Source organism: Halostella sp. PRR32, assembly GCF_034808085.1.
Lineage (GTDB): Archaea > Halobacteriota > Halobacteria > Halobacteriales > Natronoarchaeaceae > Halostella > Halostella pelagica.
Genome location: NZ_JAXHGL010000002.1, coordinates 181254 through 197084 on the forward strand (window position 1 = coordinate 181254; position 15831 = coordinate 197084).

Consider the following 15831-nt stretch of genomic DNA (forward strand, 5'->3'; position numbering starts at 1 on the left):
AACGGAGAGGGCCGGAGCGACCCGAAAAAGGTACCTTCGCCCAACCCTCATATCGATCAATGAGCCTCCAGTCGGGCGACTGGCGCGAGCGTATCGACGACTGCGACGCCAAACTCGTCGACGGATTTCAGAGCGAGTTCCCCGTCGAACGGCGACCGTTCAGGGCCGTCGGCGACGCTATCGGTACGGACGAGACGGACGCGCTGGCCCGCGTCGAACGCCTCGCGGAGGAGGGCATCTTCCGGCGGTTCGGCCCCGTCCTGAACCCGCCGGTGATCGGCAGTTCCACGCTCGCGGCCGTCCAGGCCCCCGAGGACCGCTTCGACGAGGTGGCCGAGACGATAAACGGGTATTCGCAGGTAAACCACAACTATCGGCGCGACCACGAGTGGAACGTGTGGTTCGTCGTCACGGCCGCTTCGCTGGATCGGCGGGACGAGATCCTCGACGAGATAGCGGAGCGGACCGGCTGTGAGGTGTTGAACCTCCCGATGTTGACGGACTACTACATCGACCTGGAGTTTCCCGTGATGAACCGCGACCGGTTCGCCAGAGAGAGCGGCGAGGAGCCGCGCTCCGCGGGATCCGCGAGCGGAGAGACTCCGCAAGCGCTCCGGGGGACGTCGGTCGACGCAACCCGGATCAGCGAGAGCGCTGCCGGCGACCTGAGCGAATTCGAGGGGAACCTCCTCCTCGAAATACAGGACGGCTTCCCGCTAACTGCGACGCCGTACGAGGACGTCGCGGACGCGCTGGACGCCGGCGTCGACGACGTTCTCGCGGCCATCGAACGCCTGCGCGATGACGGCTGTATCAAGCGGATCGGCTGCGTCGTCAACCACGTCGTCACCGGGTTCGACAGCAACTGTATGGTCGTCTGGGACGTGCCCGACGAGGACCTTGACGACCGCGGTACCGCCGTCGGCAGCCTCCCCTACGTGACGCTGTGTTATCACCGACCGCGCCGCGAGGAACAGGGGTGGCCCTACAGCGTGTTCACGATGATACACGGCCGCGACCCCGACGCCGTCGACGAGAAGATAGACGAACTCGCGGCCGAACACCTCCCCTACGACCACGAGCGCCTCTACTCGACGGAGACGCTGAAACAGACCGGGGCGCGCTACGAGGACATCGTTTAACGCTGGAACTCGATAGCAGCGCCCTGTCCGAACCCGACACAGAGCGTCGCGAGGCCGCGGTCGCCGTCGCGCCTGATGAGTTCGTGGATCAGCGTTACCGGGAGGCGCGCACCGCTGGTCCCCAGCGGGTGACCGATGGCGATGGCACCGCCGTTGACGTTGAACTTGTCGTCCGGGACGCCGAGTTGGCGCTGGCTGTACACCGTCTGGCTGGCGAACGCCTCGTTCAGTTCGACGAGGTCGTAATCGTCGATGTCGCGGCCGGTCCGCTCCAGCAACCCTTCAGTGGCCGGAACGGGACCGACGCCCATGATTCGGGGGTCGACGCCGACGACGTTGTTCGCGCCCACTTCGACCATGATGTCGAGGCCGTGGTCCTCTGCGAACGCCTTGCTCGTCACGAGCGTCGCCGCCGCCCCGTCGCTGATCTGGGATGCGTTGCCCGGCGTGACGGTCCCCTCGCTCTTGAACACGGTCGGGAGTTCGGCGAGTTTTTCCTTCGTCGTGCCGGGCCGCAGGCCCTCGTCCTCCTCGACCAGACCGTCCTCGGTCTCGATGGGGATTATCTGGTCGTCGAAGCGGCCCTCCTCGGTCGCCGCGCAGGCGCGCTGCTGGCTCCGAGCGGCGTACTCGTCTTGCTCCTCGCGGGAAACGTCGAACCGCTCGGCGACTTCCTCCGCGGTCATCCCCATCTGGAGTTCGCCGACGTTGTACTCCTCGGCCATCCGGGGGTGGATGTAACCGTGGCTCGCGCCCATCTCGACGCGGGACATCGACTCGACGCCGCCGGCGATGATGGCGTCGCGCTGGCCCGCGCGGATGGCGTCGGACGCGGAGATGATAGTCTGCATCGACGACGCGCACCAGCGGTTGATCGTGGTACCGGGAACGTCCTCGCCGAGGTCCGAGAGCAACGCGATCACCCGTGCGAGGTTGTTGTCCTGTTCCTCGCGTTGCTGGGCACAGCCCCACATCAGGTCGTCTATCTCCTCCCCGGAGAGCCCGGTGTCGGCGAGTATCTCGTTGATCAGCGGGATCGACAGGTCCTCGCTCCGCACGTCGGCGAAGACGCCGTCCTCCTTGCCCTGCGGCGTTCGGTACGCCCGCACGATGACGGGCGTCGTGTCGCTTGCCATGCGCGAATCGACGTTCCTCACGAACTTAAATGGGCATAAAACCAGCAGGGTTGCGAAAGGAGTTTGACCGCCTACGGACTGTTTCGGGGGCCGCCCCCGTATCTCGTCCGAGCTATCGCCCTCCCCGCGAACAGCAGCGTCACCGCGATCCCCCACAACAGGTCGTGGTTCCCGGAGAGAAGTATCGCAGTCGCCCACAGGGGCGACTCGAGGCCGTGAAACGTTCCCAATGACCGAAAATAGACGACGACGGAGAACGCCAGGACAGCCAACCCCTAGAACAGACTCGGTAGATGGGTGGATTCGATCACGTACGGATCGCTTGGCGCGCGTTTTATCCAGTCCGGGGGATCTTGTATTTTCCCTTTTCGGTGGTCCGCCGAGAGCGCATCACAACACACAAACCATTTATCCGCTACTGATCTCGGCACGATCATGACCGACCGGTTCTCGCTGCCGGACGCCCTCTCGGGTCGCCGCGGGACGGCGGTTGCCCTCCTCGCCGTGACGCTCGGCGGACTCGTCGTCCGCCTCTACGACCTCGGCGCGCGGGTCGCCCATCAGGACGAGGCCCGCGTCGCCTACTGGACGGTCCGGTACGCCGTGACTGGGGTTCACGAGTACCGCCCCATCGTCCACGGGCCGTTTCTGCCGCTGGTCAACAGCAAGGTGTTCGCCGCGCTGGGGGCCAACGACTTCACGATGCGGCTCTCGACCGCGCTGATCGGGGCCTGCCTGCCGCTGTCCGCGTGGCTGTTCCGCGACCGCCTGCGCGACAGCGAAGTCGTCGCGCTGGCCGTCGTACTGGCGTTCAACCCCATCCTCCTCTACTACTCGCGGTTCATGCGGAGCGACATTCCGCTCGCCGCGTTCACGTTCATCGCGCTGGGGCTGTTCGTCCGGTGGTACGACACGCGCAAGCACCGCTACCTGTTCGCGGCGACGGCGTCGTACGCGCTGTCGTACACCACCAAGGAGAACGCGCTGGTGTACGCGCTCTGTCTCCTCGGCGCTGCGGTCCTGTTGCTCGACCACAGACTGTTTCTCGCCCGCGTTCGCGACCGGAACCCGTACGGCGAGTTGCGACGGTACGCCGCGGCGGCCCTGACGTTCGACCCCGTCAGCGCTCGCCGTCGTGACGACCGCGGGCGGCTACTCGCCGGACTCCCCGACGCCGTTCGCGCCCGGAAGACGAAACTCCTCCTGAGTCTCGCCGTCGTCGCCGAGTTCTTCGCGGTCGTCGTGTTCTTCTACGCGCCGCGGAAGGGGAGCTACCCGGACTATCCGACCCACATAGCGGGGGGAACCGAGGGGATAGGCCTGTACTGGTCGCTGGAGGAACTCGCCGCCGGCCGACCGGGCATGTTCGTCGCCGTCGTCGAGGACGCGCTACTCGTCAGTTGGCGGAAGTTCCAGCATCAGTGGGGGACCGGCGAGGACCACGAGTTCCTCTACTACTGGAACGACTACGTCAGCACGATGGAGGACGGCGCTGTTGTCCTCCTCGCGCTCGCAGTCGTCGGGTTCGTCGCGGACCGGTACTCGTCGCGGGGACCACGCGACGTGGTCGCCCTGGGCGGGTACATCGGCGCGGTGAGCGTCTTCGGCTATCCGATCATCACCGACATTCCCGCGCCGTGGGCGACCATCCACGCCCTCGTCCCGCTCGCTCTGCCCGCCGCGGTCGGGCTGGCACTGATCGGGCGCTGGGGCGTCGACGCGTACGCTGACGGCGACGGGGTGGGCGTCTCCGCGGCGGTCATCCTCCTGTTGCTCCTGACGGCGCAGGTCGGCGGGGCGGTGATGGAGACGAACTACCGGAACCCGACCGACCCCGACAACGAACTCGTCCAGTACGCCCAGTCGTCCTCGGACCTGAAGCCCACGCTGAACACCGTCTACGAGATAAGCCGGGAGAACGAGGGCGTCGACGTGATGTGGTACGGGTCCGAGTTCAACGCGCGGAACGAGTCCATCAACGACCAGCCCCCGGCTCGACCGAGCGGCTGGTTCGACAGGCTGCCTGTCGCGTGGTATCTCGAGGCCGAGCAGTACAACCGGGACGAGACCGACGCCGAACTCGTCGTCGAAAGCACGACGAACGCGAGCCAGTTCGACGAGGACCCGCCGCCGGTTATCATCTCGCTACGGAACGACGCCGGAGCCTACGAGCGGAAGCTAGACGGCTACCGAGCCCACCAGTTCCAGCGCTACTTACACGGTAGCCCGTTCGTGATCTTCATCGACGAGGCGTATCTCGACGAGGAGTAAAGCGGTATCGAGTACGGGAGAGAGCAGCGGACGACCGCGAGAGGGACAATTTCTACCGGACGACCGCACGGAGAGAGCCGACGGACGACCGCGACGCAGGACGGGCCGACTGCTGGCGCGAACAGCCTGACGCTGTCCGGCGGTTCAGTGGCTTGCGCGCTTCGACGGCCTTAAGATTCCCCCGTCCCAACCCTTCGGGGAATGAAGGACGGGGCGCTTGACGTCGTCGAGTTCCTGTTGACGACCCGGGTGTACGACGACGAACGAAGCTTAGACGAGAACGACCTGCCGCCGCGATACCGCAAGGTGTTCTGGACCGGCGGCGACGATGAGGACGAACCGGGCGGCATCGAACGGCCGCTGTCCGTGACCAACAATACCGCGCGGTCGGCGACCGGCATCGAACGACCGTGGGACGCCGTCTCCGACCTCATGTTTACGGAACGTGACGAGTTCACCGGCTCTATCTCGCTCAGCGAGTCGGAGATGGCCGAGGAGTGGTTTCTCGACCGGGCAGACGACGCCCGGATCCGGAGCAATCCGACGCTCGCGTACTACTTCGAGGGAGCCGACGGCGTGGATGTCGAGTACGAAAGCGCGCGGGAGGCCAACCGACCGATCCAGGCCGACCGCGTGTGGATAGATAGCCTGCTTGAGGAGTACTTCGACGACGAGGAAGAGGAGGAGATGTTAGACCTCGTCGACATCCGCGCGCCGGAGGAGATAGAGATGACGCTCGACGACCTGGTGCTGACGGAGGACCAGGAGGCGGAGATCAACAAGATCGTCAAAGCCATCGAACACCGCGAGTACCTCGCGAAGATCGGCCTCCGCGAGATAGGGAAACTGCTGTTCGTCGGCCCGCCGGGGACGGGGAAGACGTCGTCCGCCCGGGCGCTGGCGCACAACCTCGACCTGCCGTTCGTCGAGGTGAAACTGTCGATGATCACGAGCCAGTATCTCGGCGAGACGGCCAAAAACGTCGAGAAGGTGTTCGAGGTAGCGAAGCGGCTCTCGCCCTGTATCCTCTTCATGGACGAGTTCGACTTCGTCGCCAAAACCCGCTCGTCCGACGAACACGCCGCTATCAAGCGGGCCGTCAACACCCTGCTCAAGAGCATCGACGACATCAGTCTCATCCAGGACGACGTCTTGCTCATCGGCGCGACGAACCACCCCGACCAGTTAGACGCCGCGGCATGGCGGCGGTTCGACGAGATCGTCAACTTCCCCAAACCGGACCTCGGGATGCGGGCGGACATCCTCAGAGTGATCACCCGGGCGATGGACATCGACGAGTTCGACCCCGAGGGGATCGCCGACCTGACGGAGGGACTGACCGGCAGCGACCTCCGGATGGTGCTCCGCGAGGCGGTGCTCGACGCGCTGACCGAAGAGCGGACGACGCTCACCCAGCAGGACCTCGAAGACGCCGTCGCCGACTTCGAGGAGCGCGACACGCTGAAAAACATGGACATGATCGAGGGCGACCACGACGCGCTGGTCGCCGGCGGCGACATCGGCGGGTCGAGTGATGGAGGCAGCGGACACGACCACTCTCACGACCACTGATGCGAGTCACCCTGCTCGGCACCGGCGACACGACGGGGACGCCGACCCCCGGGTGCGACTGCGAAACGTGCGAGCAGGCCTCGGAGATGGGAGTCGAACGAACCCGGTTCTCCGTCCACGTCCGCAACGACCGAACGGGCGAGTCGCTGCTGGTCGACGCCAGTCCGGACTTTCGGCACCAGTTTCTCACGCAGGACGTCGACCTGCCCGACGGTATCCTCGTTTCACACGTCCATTTCGACCACCTCGACGGACTCGGCAACGCATACCGCCTGCTCGACGACGTACCGGTGTACGCCGCCGACGAGACGGACCCGGAAACCGGTGAGAGCGTCGCGGAGACGGTCGAGCGGAAGTACGACTATCTCGACGCCGTGACGGTCGAACCGCGGTCGCCGCTGTCGACGTTTCGGGCCTGCGGCTTCGACGTGACGCTGGTTCCCGTCGACCACCCGCCGCTGGTCTGTTACGGCGTCGTCGTCGAGGACCCCGATACGGGCGCGAAGCTATCGCTCTCGGGCGATACGAACTACGCTATCCCGGACGAGTCCCGGGAGCGACTCGCGGACCCCGACCTCCTGCTCGCGGACGCTATCGTTCCCGCCAGTCTCTGCGAGCATCACCCGCTCGGCGGCCGTCACGAGGGGGCGGACGGCGTCCCGCGGACGTTCGGCACGAAACACATGACTCGCGAGGGGGCGCTGGCGCTCGCCGACGACCTGGACGCCGCCCGGACCCGACTGGTCCACCTTGCACACTTCTATCCGGCCGCGGAGGCGTTCGAGGAACCGCTCGCGGTCGACGGAGAGGTGTACGAACTGTGAGCGGCCTGCGGGAGGGATCGCGGCTGGTCGGCCTCGTCGCTGTAGTCGCCGCCGGCTACGTCCTCGGGTCGCTGTTGTCGGGCGGCGGCGTCGACTGGTTCGGCCTCGGCGTCGTCGTCACCGGTGCGGCGATGGTCCTCGCTCTCCTGTGGTACGTCAGCGAAGAGTTCGCGGCCGAAGAGACGTGAATCGTGCCGTCTCTCCCGCCGATCTGGGGCCGAGTTCGGTACGTCCGCCCGGAGGAAAAACCGACAGTATAAAACCGGACGAAATGCCAATCAGATTATGAAACGCTCGAAAACGCAGTCCGTTCGACGAATCCTCGCGACGCTTTTCGTCACCATGATCGTCCTCACGGCCGGTTGTTCCGGCGTGACGGGTATCTTCGGGAACGACGACGGGGATAGCGGGGTCGAACCGTACACCGAATCCGGCGATGAACTCACCGGCGAAATGCTGAACGAGAGCCACCGCGACACGCTCCGTTCGGCCGGATCGTACACAGCCGAGGTCAACATTTCGCTGACGAGCGACGAGTCCTCGATCACGCAGGACACCCGGGGGAAGGTCGACCTGGAAAACGACCGTCAGTACGTCGTCCAGTCCGCCAGCCTGTTCGGCAACCGGACTACCTACCGGTACATGGCCGATAATGTCACCTACGAGAAGGTGGTCCCCGAGGGCGGCGACACACGGTACGAGACGACTCAGAACGCGGAGACCGCGTCTGCGTCCGTCAACACGGACAACATCGACGCCTTCGAGTGGGAACAGCGCGGCACCGAAACCCACGAGGGCGTCGGTGTCACCCGGTACGAGGCGACCGGCGTCGCCAACTACAGCGCACTGCCGACCGACGCCAGCGAGGACAACATCAGTGACCTCTCCGCGACGCTGCTCGTGACCGAAGACGGCGTGATGTACGAGTACACCGTCGATTACACCCGGGAGTCCGACTCGACCCAGGAACTCTCACTCCGTTACGCGACGCGAGACATCGGGTCGACGACGGTCGAAGAGCCGGACTGGCTCGACGAGGCACAGAGCAATAGTAGTCACTGAAACGATTTACACGCTGATCGCATTGCTTTCGTGCGATCAGGTGTGTATTGATTTTCAGTGACCACTATAAGAGAACCAGTCGAGACCCGCCTGTCGCCGCGCGACGCCGTCGGGGTCGTCGACCCACGGTGACCGGTCCGCGCGTTCGGCGGCGGCGTCGACAGTGGGGCCGTCGTCGGGTGCGTACCCCGGACAGTCCGGTCCGCATTCGTTTCCCGGGTCGACGACGCGGCCGTGCCAGTCACAGCGCGGAACGCCGCCGCGCTCGACCGTGGCCCGCCGGCAGGCCGGAAACTCGTCGGGTCGCCACCCCTTGCCGTAGGCGCGTTCTGCCAGGCGGCGACGGTACTGAGCTTTCTCTGCGGCGGTGACTGGCCGTATCTCGGCGCGACCTGGGTGTTCTTCGACGAGTTCGATACCACCCGCAGCGACGGGAAGCGGCGTCGGCGGCTGAACCACCTCGACGCCGTCGGGGGGGTCGAACCGCCAGACGCCGACCTCGTCGGGGATGCGGTTCAGATGCGCACGGGTGACGTGGCTCTCGGTCGCGAGGACGACTTCGTCCGCGAGAGCAAGGCTGACATCCGTCCGTAACTGGCGACGGAGCGCGCCCGGCGAGCCGAGATCGGGTTTGTTTTCGATGGCCCGGATCCGGCCGAACCAGTCCGGATACCGGGCGACCTGTCGGACGTAGTCGCGGTTGCCCCGTCGCTCTCGCTCGAAAAAGCCGACATCGACGGCGCGGTCGACCACGTCGCGGGCGCGGTCCGGGTGGCAGTCGAACGCGTCCTTCCAGTACTGGAAGCGGCCGGGCCCCACGTCGCTCTCGACGGCGAGGGCGGGGATCCGTGCCGGCGTTATCTCCGTTCGGGCGTCGAACTCCGGACCAGGGGTCACGGTAACGACATCGAGGATACGGTTCCCGGGAGCGGCGACACCGCCGCCTAGCTGTCGGGCGACGAGCGTCTCTGGGTCCTCCAAGTGGGCACACAGCGCCAGTTCGAACCCGAACTCTCGCACGACTGGAGAGAGGGGCGCGGACGAAAAAAGGGTCGCGGTCAGTCGGCGTCGGCCTACCGTCGAACGGCCGTCAGATCATCACTAACAGGTCAGTTGCGTACATCACGACGAGGCCGCCGAGGAACGCGATGGCGTTCGTCGCGCTACCGAGGCGACCACCTCGGTCGCGGACCATGTCGGCTATCTCCCAGACGACCTGCGCGATAGCTCCGACGCCGAGTGCGAGGAAGAAGGCACCCAGGGTCGGCGAAAAGGCGAATCCGCCGATCCAGCCGCCGAGGATGACCGGCGCACCGGCGATCGCGCCGATGGCGACGAAGTGCCCGAGCGCGGGGCGCTCGCCGCGGGCCACCGGTGCGACCACGGCCGGTCCCTCCGTGACGTTGTGGATCATGAACCCCACGACGAGGAACGCGCCGAGGGACATCCGACCGAGCGCGAACGCGCTACCGATCGCGAGTCCCTCTGCGAGGTTGTGGAGGCCGATACCGACGGCGACCATGTACGCAAGAGCGAGGCCGCTCCCTCGGTCGTCGGCGCTCCAGGCGGTGACGGATTGGACGACGAGCATCGCTCCGAGGACACCGAGGACGACCAGCAGGTGGCCCTCGTAAGCGCCGGGGATATCCTGCGCCACCTCGAACGCCTCGAAGCCGCCGTCGAAGCCGAGGAAGGCGAGGACGCCCGCGGAGAAGGCGAGCACGGCGTGGAGCCAGCGGTCGCGCATACCCTGCATGAACGGAAACCAGAGCATGCCGAGCGCAACAGGGATCACGCCGACGAACAGTCCCACCAGCGCGAGCGTCCCGAGCGTTCCCGCCGTCATTCCGGGCGTCGGTTGCGGTGCCTCGATGTCGTGATGGACCGTCGTTCCGTCGGAGAGGACGAGGGCGACGTCGAGATCCCATCCCGGTTGCCAGTGGTAGAGGACCCGCACCGTCGCGCCCTGTCCGGGTGCGAGCGTTCGCGTCTCTTCGCCGCCGCTCGTCACCGTGTGTTGCCAGTACGCCTCGTCGACAAGCACCTGCGAGACCGTCACCGGTTCGGGACCGTTGTTCACGACGTGTAACACGACGGTGCCGTCGTCCGGGAGCGTCGCGTGGCTCACCGTCACGTCCGGCAGCGGTTCGCCGGACTGGACGCCGCCTAACGGCGGTGCGACCAGAAACCATCCCACGATGAGCGCCAGTAGCAGCAACGGCACCGCTGCAGCCACCCATCGGGGCAGACCGAAAGGCACGTTCACGCGGTCCGTCGCGGTGCCGCCGTCCGTGGAAGCGTCTGCGTCCGTCATTCAGACCACCTCGAAGAAGCTCATCCAGCCGAGTTCGGCGAACTCCGATTGGTGGGCGTGAAACATGTACAGACCCTGCTCGTGGTCGGAGTAGTCGAGTTCGAGTATCCCCCGCTGAGCCTGACACTGCATGACGGTGTCGACGGTGCTGTGAGTGGGTTCTAGCGTCGTCCCGTGGTCGTAGTAATCGTAGAACTGCGAGTGCGTGTGAAAGGAGTTGATCGGGTCGAACTCCGTCGCGTTGAGCAAGTACACGCGCTGGCGCTGGTTCTTGTCGATTTGGATGGGACGGATCGTTTCGCCGGCTTCCCACTCACCGTTGGCGTCGGTCGACCCGACGCCGTAGGCGAATGCGCGCGTGTTGGCGGCGTACACCTCGTTCTCGCCGTCGAAGTTGGTGTCGAACCCGTTCATCACCATCACCATCTCGTCGTAGCGGGCGTTCTCGGAGTACTCGTGGTTGCGCGTTTTGGCCGTCTCGACGAGTTCCGCGGCGTATTCGTCGGAGACGGGACGGTTTCCGGAGACGTACTCGCGTGGATTTTCGCGGACCCGATCGGGGTCCGGGTCGACGACGATAACCCCGTACAGGCCTCGGTGGAAGTGTTCTTTCAGGGGGAGCGAGTGACAGTGATAGAAGTGCAGGCCTGCCGGTTGGGCCTCCCACTCGTAGGTGAATTCCTCGCCTGTTTCGAGGACGCCGGGGCCGTTCTGCGGGGTACCGTCCATCCGCGGATCGACGTTTTTCACGTGCGGATGGATGGTGTGAGCGTGTGAGCTCCCGTTGACGAACGTGACCCGGATGGTGTCGCCCTCCACGACGCGGAGCGTCGGACCGGGGACCTGCCCGTTGAACGTCCATGCGTCGAACTCCACGCCCGGCGCGATGGTGATCGTCGTGTCCACGGCGGTGAGCGTGAAGTGTCGCACCGTTTGTCCGTCCTCCTCGTAGACGTTCTCGTTCACGTTGTCCTGGCCCTCGCCGCCCGTGTTGAACGTCCGTAGGAAGTCGTGCGGGTCGAAATTCTCGTCCCCATACTCGCCGTTCGGGCCGAAGTTTCCGTGTTCATCGTCGTCGTGGTCGCCGTCCGCCGCGCCCGTTCCGGAGAGGCCGAGGGCGGCACTTCCGGCGACGCCGATACCGCCGAGAACCGACCGGCGACTGACGGTATCCGGAGCGAGCGTCGCCGTCAGGCGGTCTTCCAGCGCCGCCGTAAGCGTCTCGGCGTCGTCGTAATCGATACCCGTCACGATCTCTCTCCACATCGAGGATCCGTTCTCGAATCGATACTGTCGTCGACAGTCCGTCGAGTCTGTGCCATATCGAAATTAGACTAGTCTAAATATTATATTTAGGAGTCCTAACTAGATGTTGCCGGTACTCAAAACTCCGGGCTGCGCTGTGATGTAAGCGAAAACCGCGTCGACTGGAACGTTGGCGAGAAAGCGCGAAAACGGTCGATATCAGGCAGGGAGTTAGCCCTGCGAGCGAGACAGCGCGGCGACGACGGCACGGACAGCGACGAACGGGACGGCGGCGATGGCGACGAACAACACGGCCGTTCCGACGACCATGGCGAACGCGCCAGCGCCCTCGAACGAGGTGATGACCGCGACGCCGCCGGCGACGGTGAGCGCGGCGACGGCGGCCCAGAACAGGCCGACCAGCGCGCGGTTCGCTCGGCGGACTATTTCGCCGACGCTGCTTACTGGAGCGCCGGTTCGGACGGCTCTCGAACTGTGGTCGCGTCGTACTGAAGTGTGTTTAGCAGGCATCGGTCTTCACAGATAGATAGAGAACCCCCAACGACTAAAGTATAATCTGAAGAACATTTCTGTAGCCCGGCTTACTGAAAATCCTTTCAGTAGTTCAGGGCGTCGTCCGGACTTCGTCGCCGACCGGCGTTCGCTCGACTTCCGTGACGGTCAGGTCGTCGTCCACCGTGAGCGAGAGCGTCTCGCCGCTTCCCGAACTGGGCGCGTCACGGCTGCTGGCTGGGCCTTCTTCGTCGCATTTGACCGGGACGTCGAGTCGGATCCGCCAGGGGTCCTCGGAGACGACAGTCGTGTACTCGTCGTCTGTACACCACGCGAGCGTCCAGAACGGAACCTGATTCAGATCGATGCCGTGGTCGCGGTAGAACGAGACTATCTCCGCGTGGTCGAGCAGTACCTGACCGATAGAGGTCGTCAGCTGATGTCGGCAGCGCTGGCACTCATGGCGGACCGCCACGTCGAGTTCGAGGGTCGCGGGGTCGCGTTCGACGGTCGTCTCGACGGTGCCGCTGCACTCCGGGCAGACGCCGTCGGCCATCAGGCAGTGTAGATGCCGGACGCGCTGGTTGAACGCGGCCATCACCTCGCCGGTCGTACGGTCGTCGAGACCGCCGGGCGGGAACGGGTAGTTGGCGTGAATTCGCCCGCACTCCTCGCAGTCGACTACGATCCGCTCGTCGTCGTAACTGGCCTGCAGTCCCGCGCCGCAGTCGACGCAGTTGCCCTCGACGCCGAACGGTTCGATGCGTGGATGCTCGTTTATCGATCCCGCCTGCACGGCGTGAATGACCGCCCAGCCGGCGTGTCGGAACCCGTAGCCGTCCTCGGTCTTTCGCACGAACTGGCCGCGGAGTTTGTCGAGGTGGTAGTTGAACTGCGCGCTGTCACGCATTCCGACGCGTTTCCGCAGGTCGGAAAACGACACCGGTCGCTCCTCGGCCGTCCAGAGGGCTTCGAGGATTTCCAGTCGCGTCTCGTTTCCGATGACGGAGAACGCCTCGGCTGGAGTCATGCAGTCGTCGCAGTCCTGCAGGACAGTTTCGCTCGCTTCGCTGGCCTCGCTCATACGAGGGTGATCTACTGCCACCGCCTAAAACGTTCGCTAAATTACATTCATGTAATGGCAGTTATTATTTCCGCCGCGTTCGACGCTCCGGAAACTGAATTCGACCGGTCGGGGCCAGGGCTGGATCGGCCCAGCCAGCACTGAATCGTATACGGAGGCCCGGTCGGATGTAACGGGACGGACGAACGGCCCGCCGCGACCCGCACGAGAACAGTAGGTTTATCAGTCGTTCGGGGCGAAATCACTACAAGATTACTTCAGGAGGTCACATGCCAGGAACACACCAACAACCGGAGGTGAACATCGGACTCGTCGGCCACGTCGATCACGGTAAGACGACGCTAGTCCAGGCGTTGAGCGGAGAGTGGACGGACCAGCACAGCGAGGAGATGAAGCGGGGAATCTCTATCCGTCTCGGCTACGCGGACGCGACGTTCCGCCGCTGCCCGGAAGGCGATGAACCGGAAGCGTTCACCGTCGAGGAGACGTGTTCGGAGCACGACGTCGAGACGGACGTACTCCGTACCGTCTCGTTCGTCGACGCGCCGGGCCACGAGACGCTGATGGCGACGATGCTATCGGGTGCCGCGATCATGGACGGTGCGGTCCTCGTCGTGAGCGCGAGCGAACCCGTCCCCCAGCCCCAGACCGCGGAACACCTGAGCGCGCTGGACATCATCGGCATCGACAACATCGTCATCGCACAGAACAAGGTCGACCTGGTCGACGCGGACCGGGCACGCGAGAACTACCAGGAGATACAGGACTTCGTCGAGGGCACCGTCGCGGAGGGCGCGCCCATCGTGCCGATCAGCGCCCAGCAGGAGGTCAACGTGGACCTCCTCATCGACGCTATCGAGGAGGAGATCCCGACGCCCGAACGGGACCCCGACGTGGACGCGCAGATGCACGTCGCGCGGAGTTTCGACATCAACCGCCCGGGAACGACCTGGGAGAAACTGTCCGGCGGCGTACTCGGTGGAAGCCTCGTCAAGGGCGGTCTGGAGAAAGGCGACGAGATCGAGGTCCGCCCCGGACGCGAGGTCGAAACGGGCGGCCAGTCGGAGTACCAGCCGATCACGACGACCATCCGCTCGCTGCAGGCGGGCGGCGAGACGGTCGACAAGGTGACTCCCGGCGGACTGCTGGGCGTCGGTACCGGTCTCGACCCGAGTCTGACGAAAGGCGACGCGCTTGCCGGGCAACTCGCCGGGCCGCCGGGTTCGCTCCCGCCGACGTGGGACTCTTTCACTATGGACGTCGACCTGCTCGACCGCATCGTCGGCGACATGGACGGCGGCGAAGTCGACGACATCAGCACCGGCGAACCGCTGATGATGACCATCGGGACGGCGACCACTGTCGGGTCAGTGACGAGCGCCCGCGGCGACGAGGCCGAGGTGCAGTTGAAACGGCCCGTCTGCGCTCAAGAGGGCGCGAAGATAGCGATCAATCGCCGTATCGGCGCGCGGTGGCGGCTGATCGGCATCGGGACGCTAACCGGGTAGATGACGACCGTCGCCCTCGATACGAACGCGCTCATGATGCCCGTCGAACTCGACGTGCGGCTGTTCGACGAACTCGATAGGCTCCTCGACAGCTACGACCCGGTTGCGCCACAAGCCGTCGCGGAGGAACTCCGGAAACTATCGGAGACGGGCGGCGAGGAGGGCATCGCCGCGAGCGTCGGACACGACCTGGCGACGGACCGCTGTCTGCTCGTCGATACGGAAGAATCGTACGCCGACGACGCCATCGTCGAACTCGCCCGAGAGGACACGACCGACTACGTCGTCACGAACGACCGGCCCCTGCGGGACCGCGTCCTCGACGCGGACGTGCCAGTAATTGGTTTAAGGGGCAAGAACAAACTTGCGATCACTCAACCATAACATATGTACAAACGGGTCAGGCTCAAGGACACCGTCGAGGTACCACCGGAAGAACTCGCAGACGTCACGCCGCGTCTCGTCAAGCGTCTCCTCCAGGAGAAACTGGAGGGGCGCATGGACGAGGACGTGGGAAGCGTCGTCAGCGTCGTCAACGTCCACGATATCGGCGAGGGGACCGTCCTCCCGAACCGTCCGGGCGTCTACTACGAGGCGGATTTCGACGCCGTCACGTACGACCCCCAGATGCAGGAGGTCGTCGACGGCAACGTCGTCGAAGTCGTCGAGTTCGGCGCGTTCGTCGGGATCGGTCCCGTCGACGGGCTGCTCCACGTCTCGCAGATCTCGGACGAGTATCTGGCGTTCGACGCCGAGAACCAGCAGCTCGCGTCGAACGAGTCGAACCGCACGCTCGGCGTCGACGACGCCGTCCGAGCGCGCATCGTCACGAAGAGCATCGACGAACGCAACCCTCGGGACAGCAAGATCGGGCTGACAGCGAAGCAGGTCGGCCTCGGGAAGCACGGCTGGCTCGAAGAGGAGCGCCAGCGGCGACAGGCGACCACGGGTGAGTAACGATGGCCGAGGACCGACTCGTCTGTCGCGAGTGTCACCGCGTCGTCGAACCGAACGTGGAGACCTGTCCCTCCTGCGGGTCGAGTAGTCTCACCGAAGACTGGGCGGGGTACGTGTACATCGCCCATCCCGAAGTGAGCCAGATCGCCGAGGAGATGGAGGTCGAGGAACCGGGAGCGTACGCGCTGAAGGTCCGATAGCGT

Annotated in this window: 16 protein-coding genes; 10 read left to right on the forward strand and 6 right to left on the reverse strand. The window is 65.1% G+C overall.

Annotation, left to right across the window (positions count from 1 at the left end):
* The first annotated feature begins 59 nt into the window (after positions 1–59).
* On the forward strand, positions 60–1142 hold the full coding sequence (locus SM753_RS06140; protein ID WP_138798181.1) for an Lrp/AsnC family transcriptional regulator: 1083 nt from the start codon (positions 60–62) through the stop codon (positions 1140–1142).
* Here the strand turns inward: SM753_RS06140 and SM753_RS06145 are convergent.
* Positions 1139–2278 (reverse strand): thiolase family protein, encoded by a 1140-nt coding sequence (locus SM753_RS06145; RefSeq protein WP_323190938.1) that lies wholly within the window; start codon positions 2276–2278, stop codon positions 1139–1141. The genes SM753_RS06140 and SM753_RS06145 overlap by 4 nt on opposite strands.
* Positions 2279–2713: 435 nt before the next feature.
* Here SM753_RS06145 and SM753_RS06150 point away from each other — a divergent pair, with 435 nt between their 5' ends.
* The 5 genes from SM753_RS06150 (at position 2714) to SM753_RS06170 (ending at position 8007) form a co-directional block, all read left to right on the forward strand.
* Complete coding sequence (locus SM753_RS06150) at positions 2714–4549, forward strand: flippase activity-associated protein Agl23 (protein WP_323190939.1); 1836 nt, start codon at positions 2714–2716, stop codon at positions 4547–4549.
* Between the two features lie 201 nt (positions 4550–4750).
* Positions 4751–6121 (forward strand): ATP-binding protein, encoded by a 1371-nt coding sequence (locus SM753_RS06155; protein WP_323190940.1) that lies wholly within the window; start codon positions 4751–4753, stop codon positions 6119–6121.
* Positions 6121–6945: an MBL fold metallo-hydrolase gene (locus tag SM753_RS06160; RefSeq protein WP_135536201.1), complete on the forward strand. Its 825-nt coding sequence runs from the start codon at positions 6121–6123 to the stop codon at positions 6943–6945. Before SM753_RS06155 ends, SM753_RS06160 begins: the two co-directional genes overlap by 1 nt.
* Positions 6942–7133 carry a hypothetical protein gene (locus SM753_RS06165; protein ID WP_135536200.1) on the forward strand — a complete coding sequence of 64 codons (192 nt, stop codon included), beginning with the start codon at positions 6942–6944 and terminating at the stop codon, positions 7131–7133. Before SM753_RS06160 ends, SM753_RS06165 begins: the two co-directional genes overlap by 4 nt.
* A 97-nt stretch (positions 7134–7230) precedes the next feature.
* The gene (locus tag SM753_RS06170; protein ID WP_323190941.1) at positions 7231–8007 is read left to right on the forward strand and encodes a hypothetical protein; all 777 of its coding nucleotides are present in this window, start codon (positions 7231–7233) and stop codon (positions 8005–8007) included.
* A 54-nt stretch (positions 8008–8061) separates the two neighbouring features.
* Here the strand turns inward: SM753_RS06170 and SM753_RS06175 are convergent, their stop codons facing one another.
* From SM753_RS06175 to SM753_RS06195, 5 genes are all read right to left on the reverse strand, one after another.
* Entirely contained in the window at positions 8062–9027 is a 966-nt protein-coding gene (locus SM753_RS06175; RefSeq protein WP_323190942.1) for a DUF5787 family protein, read from the reverse strand.
* Positions 9028–9097: 70 nt separating this feature from the next.
* Positions 9098–10321, reverse strand: coding sequence for a metal transporter (locus SM753_RS06180; protein ID WP_323190943.1), 1224 nt, complete (start codon positions 10319–10321; stop codon positions 9098–9100).
* A complete protein-coding gene (locus tag SM753_RS06185) occupies positions 10322–11572 on the reverse strand; it encodes a multicopper oxidase domain-containing protein (protein ID WP_323190944.1) in 1251 nt (416 codons plus the stop codon).
* Positions 11573–11797: 225 nt separating this feature from the next.
* Positions 11798–12097 (reverse strand): hypothetical protein, encoded by a 300-nt coding sequence (locus SM753_RS06190; protein WP_323190945.1) that lies wholly within the window; start codon positions 12095–12097, stop codon positions 11798–11800.
* A 94-nt stretch (positions 12098–12191) separates the two neighbouring features.
* Positions 12192–13163: a winged helix-turn-helix domain-containing protein gene (locus SM753_RS06195; protein ID WP_323190946.1), complete on the reverse strand. Its 972-nt coding sequence runs from the start codon at positions 13161–13163 to the stop codon at positions 12192–12194.
* Positions 13164–13432: 269 nt separating this feature from the next.
* Here SM753_RS06195 and SM753_RS06200 point away from each other — a divergent pair, with 269 nt between their 5' ends.
* The 4 genes from SM753_RS06200 to spt4 are packed head-to-tail and all read left to right on the forward strand — an operon-like array spanning position 13433 to position 15828.
* On the forward strand, positions 13433–14671 hold the full coding sequence (locus tag SM753_RS06200) for a translation initiation factor IF-2 subunit gamma (protein WP_323190947.1): 1239 nt from the start codon (positions 13433–13435) through the stop codon (positions 14669–14671).
* Positions 14672–15055, forward strand: coding sequence for a PIN domain-containing protein (locus SM753_RS06205; RefSeq protein WP_135536192.1), 384 nt, complete (start codon positions 14672–14674; stop codon positions 15053–15055). It begins immediately after the preceding gene.
* 3 nt (positions 15056–15058) lie between these two features.
* Positions 15059–15628: a DNA-directed RNA polymerase gene (locus SM753_RS06210; protein ID WP_135536191.1), complete on the forward strand. Its 570-nt coding sequence runs from the start codon at positions 15059–15061 to the stop codon at positions 15626–15628.
* 2 nt (positions 15629–15630) lie between these two features.
* Complete coding sequence (spt4, locus tag SM753_RS06215) at positions 15631–15828, forward strand: transcription elongation factor subunit Spt4 (protein WP_135536190.1); 198 nt, start codon at positions 15631–15633, stop codon at positions 15826–15828.
* Positions 15829–15831: the final 3 nt, after the last annotated feature.

What these genes read in the sequence shown, in the direction of transcription:
- SM753_RS06140 (WP_138798181.1), top strand. Translation starts at nt 60, where the DNA reads ATGAGCCTCCAGTCGGGCGACTGGCGCGAGCGTATCGACGACTGCGAC.
- SM753_RS06145 (WP_323190938.1), bottom strand. Translation starts at nt 2,278, where the DNA reads ATGGCAAGCGACACGACGCCCGTCATCGTGCGGGCGTACCGAACGCCG.
- SM753_RS06150 (WP_323190939.1), top strand. Translation starts at nt 2,714, where the DNA reads ATGACCGACCGGTTCTCGCTGCCGGACGCCCTCTCGGGTCGCCGCGGG.
- SM753_RS06155 (WP_323190940.1), top strand. Translation starts at nt 4,751, where the DNA reads ATGAAGGACGGGGCGCTTGACGTCGTCGAGTTCCTGTTGACGACCCGG.
- SM753_RS06160 (WP_135536201.1), top strand. Translation starts at nt 6,121, where the DNA reads ATGCGAGTCACCCTGCTCGGCACCGGCGACACGACGGGGACGCCGACC.
- SM753_RS06170 (WP_323190941.1), top strand. Translation starts at nt 7,231, where the DNA reads ATGAAACGCTCGAAAACGCAGTCCGTTCGACGAATCCTCGCGACGCTT.
- SM753_RS06180 (WP_323190943.1), bottom strand. Translation starts at nt 10,321, where the DNA reads ATGACGGACGCAGACGCTTCCACGGACGGCGGCACCGCGACGGACCGC.
- SM753_RS06190 (WP_323190945.1), bottom strand. Translation starts at nt 12,097, where the DNA reads ATGCCTGCTAAACACACTTCAGTACGACGCGACCACAGTTCGAGAGCC.
- SM753_RS06195 (WP_323190946.1), bottom strand. Translation starts at nt 13,163, where the DNA reads ATGAGCGAGGCCAGCGAAGCGAGCGAAACTGTCCTGCAGGACTGCGAC.
- SM753_RS06200 (WP_323190947.1), top strand. Translation starts at nt 13,433, where the DNA reads ATGCCAGGAACACACCAACAACCGGAGGTGAACATCGGACTCGTCGGC.
- SM753_RS06205 (WP_135536192.1), top strand. Translation starts at nt 14,672, where the DNA reads ATGACGACCGTCGCCCTCGATACGAACGCGCTCATGATGCCCGTCGAA.
- SM753_RS06210 (WP_135536191.1), top strand. Translation starts at nt 15,059, where the DNA reads ATGTACAAACGGGTCAGGCTCAAGGACACCGTCGAGGTACCACCGGAA.
- spt4 (WP_135536190.1), top strand. Translation starts at nt 15,631, where the DNA reads ATGGCCGAGGACCGACTCGTCTGTCGCGAGTGTCACCGCGTCGTCGAA.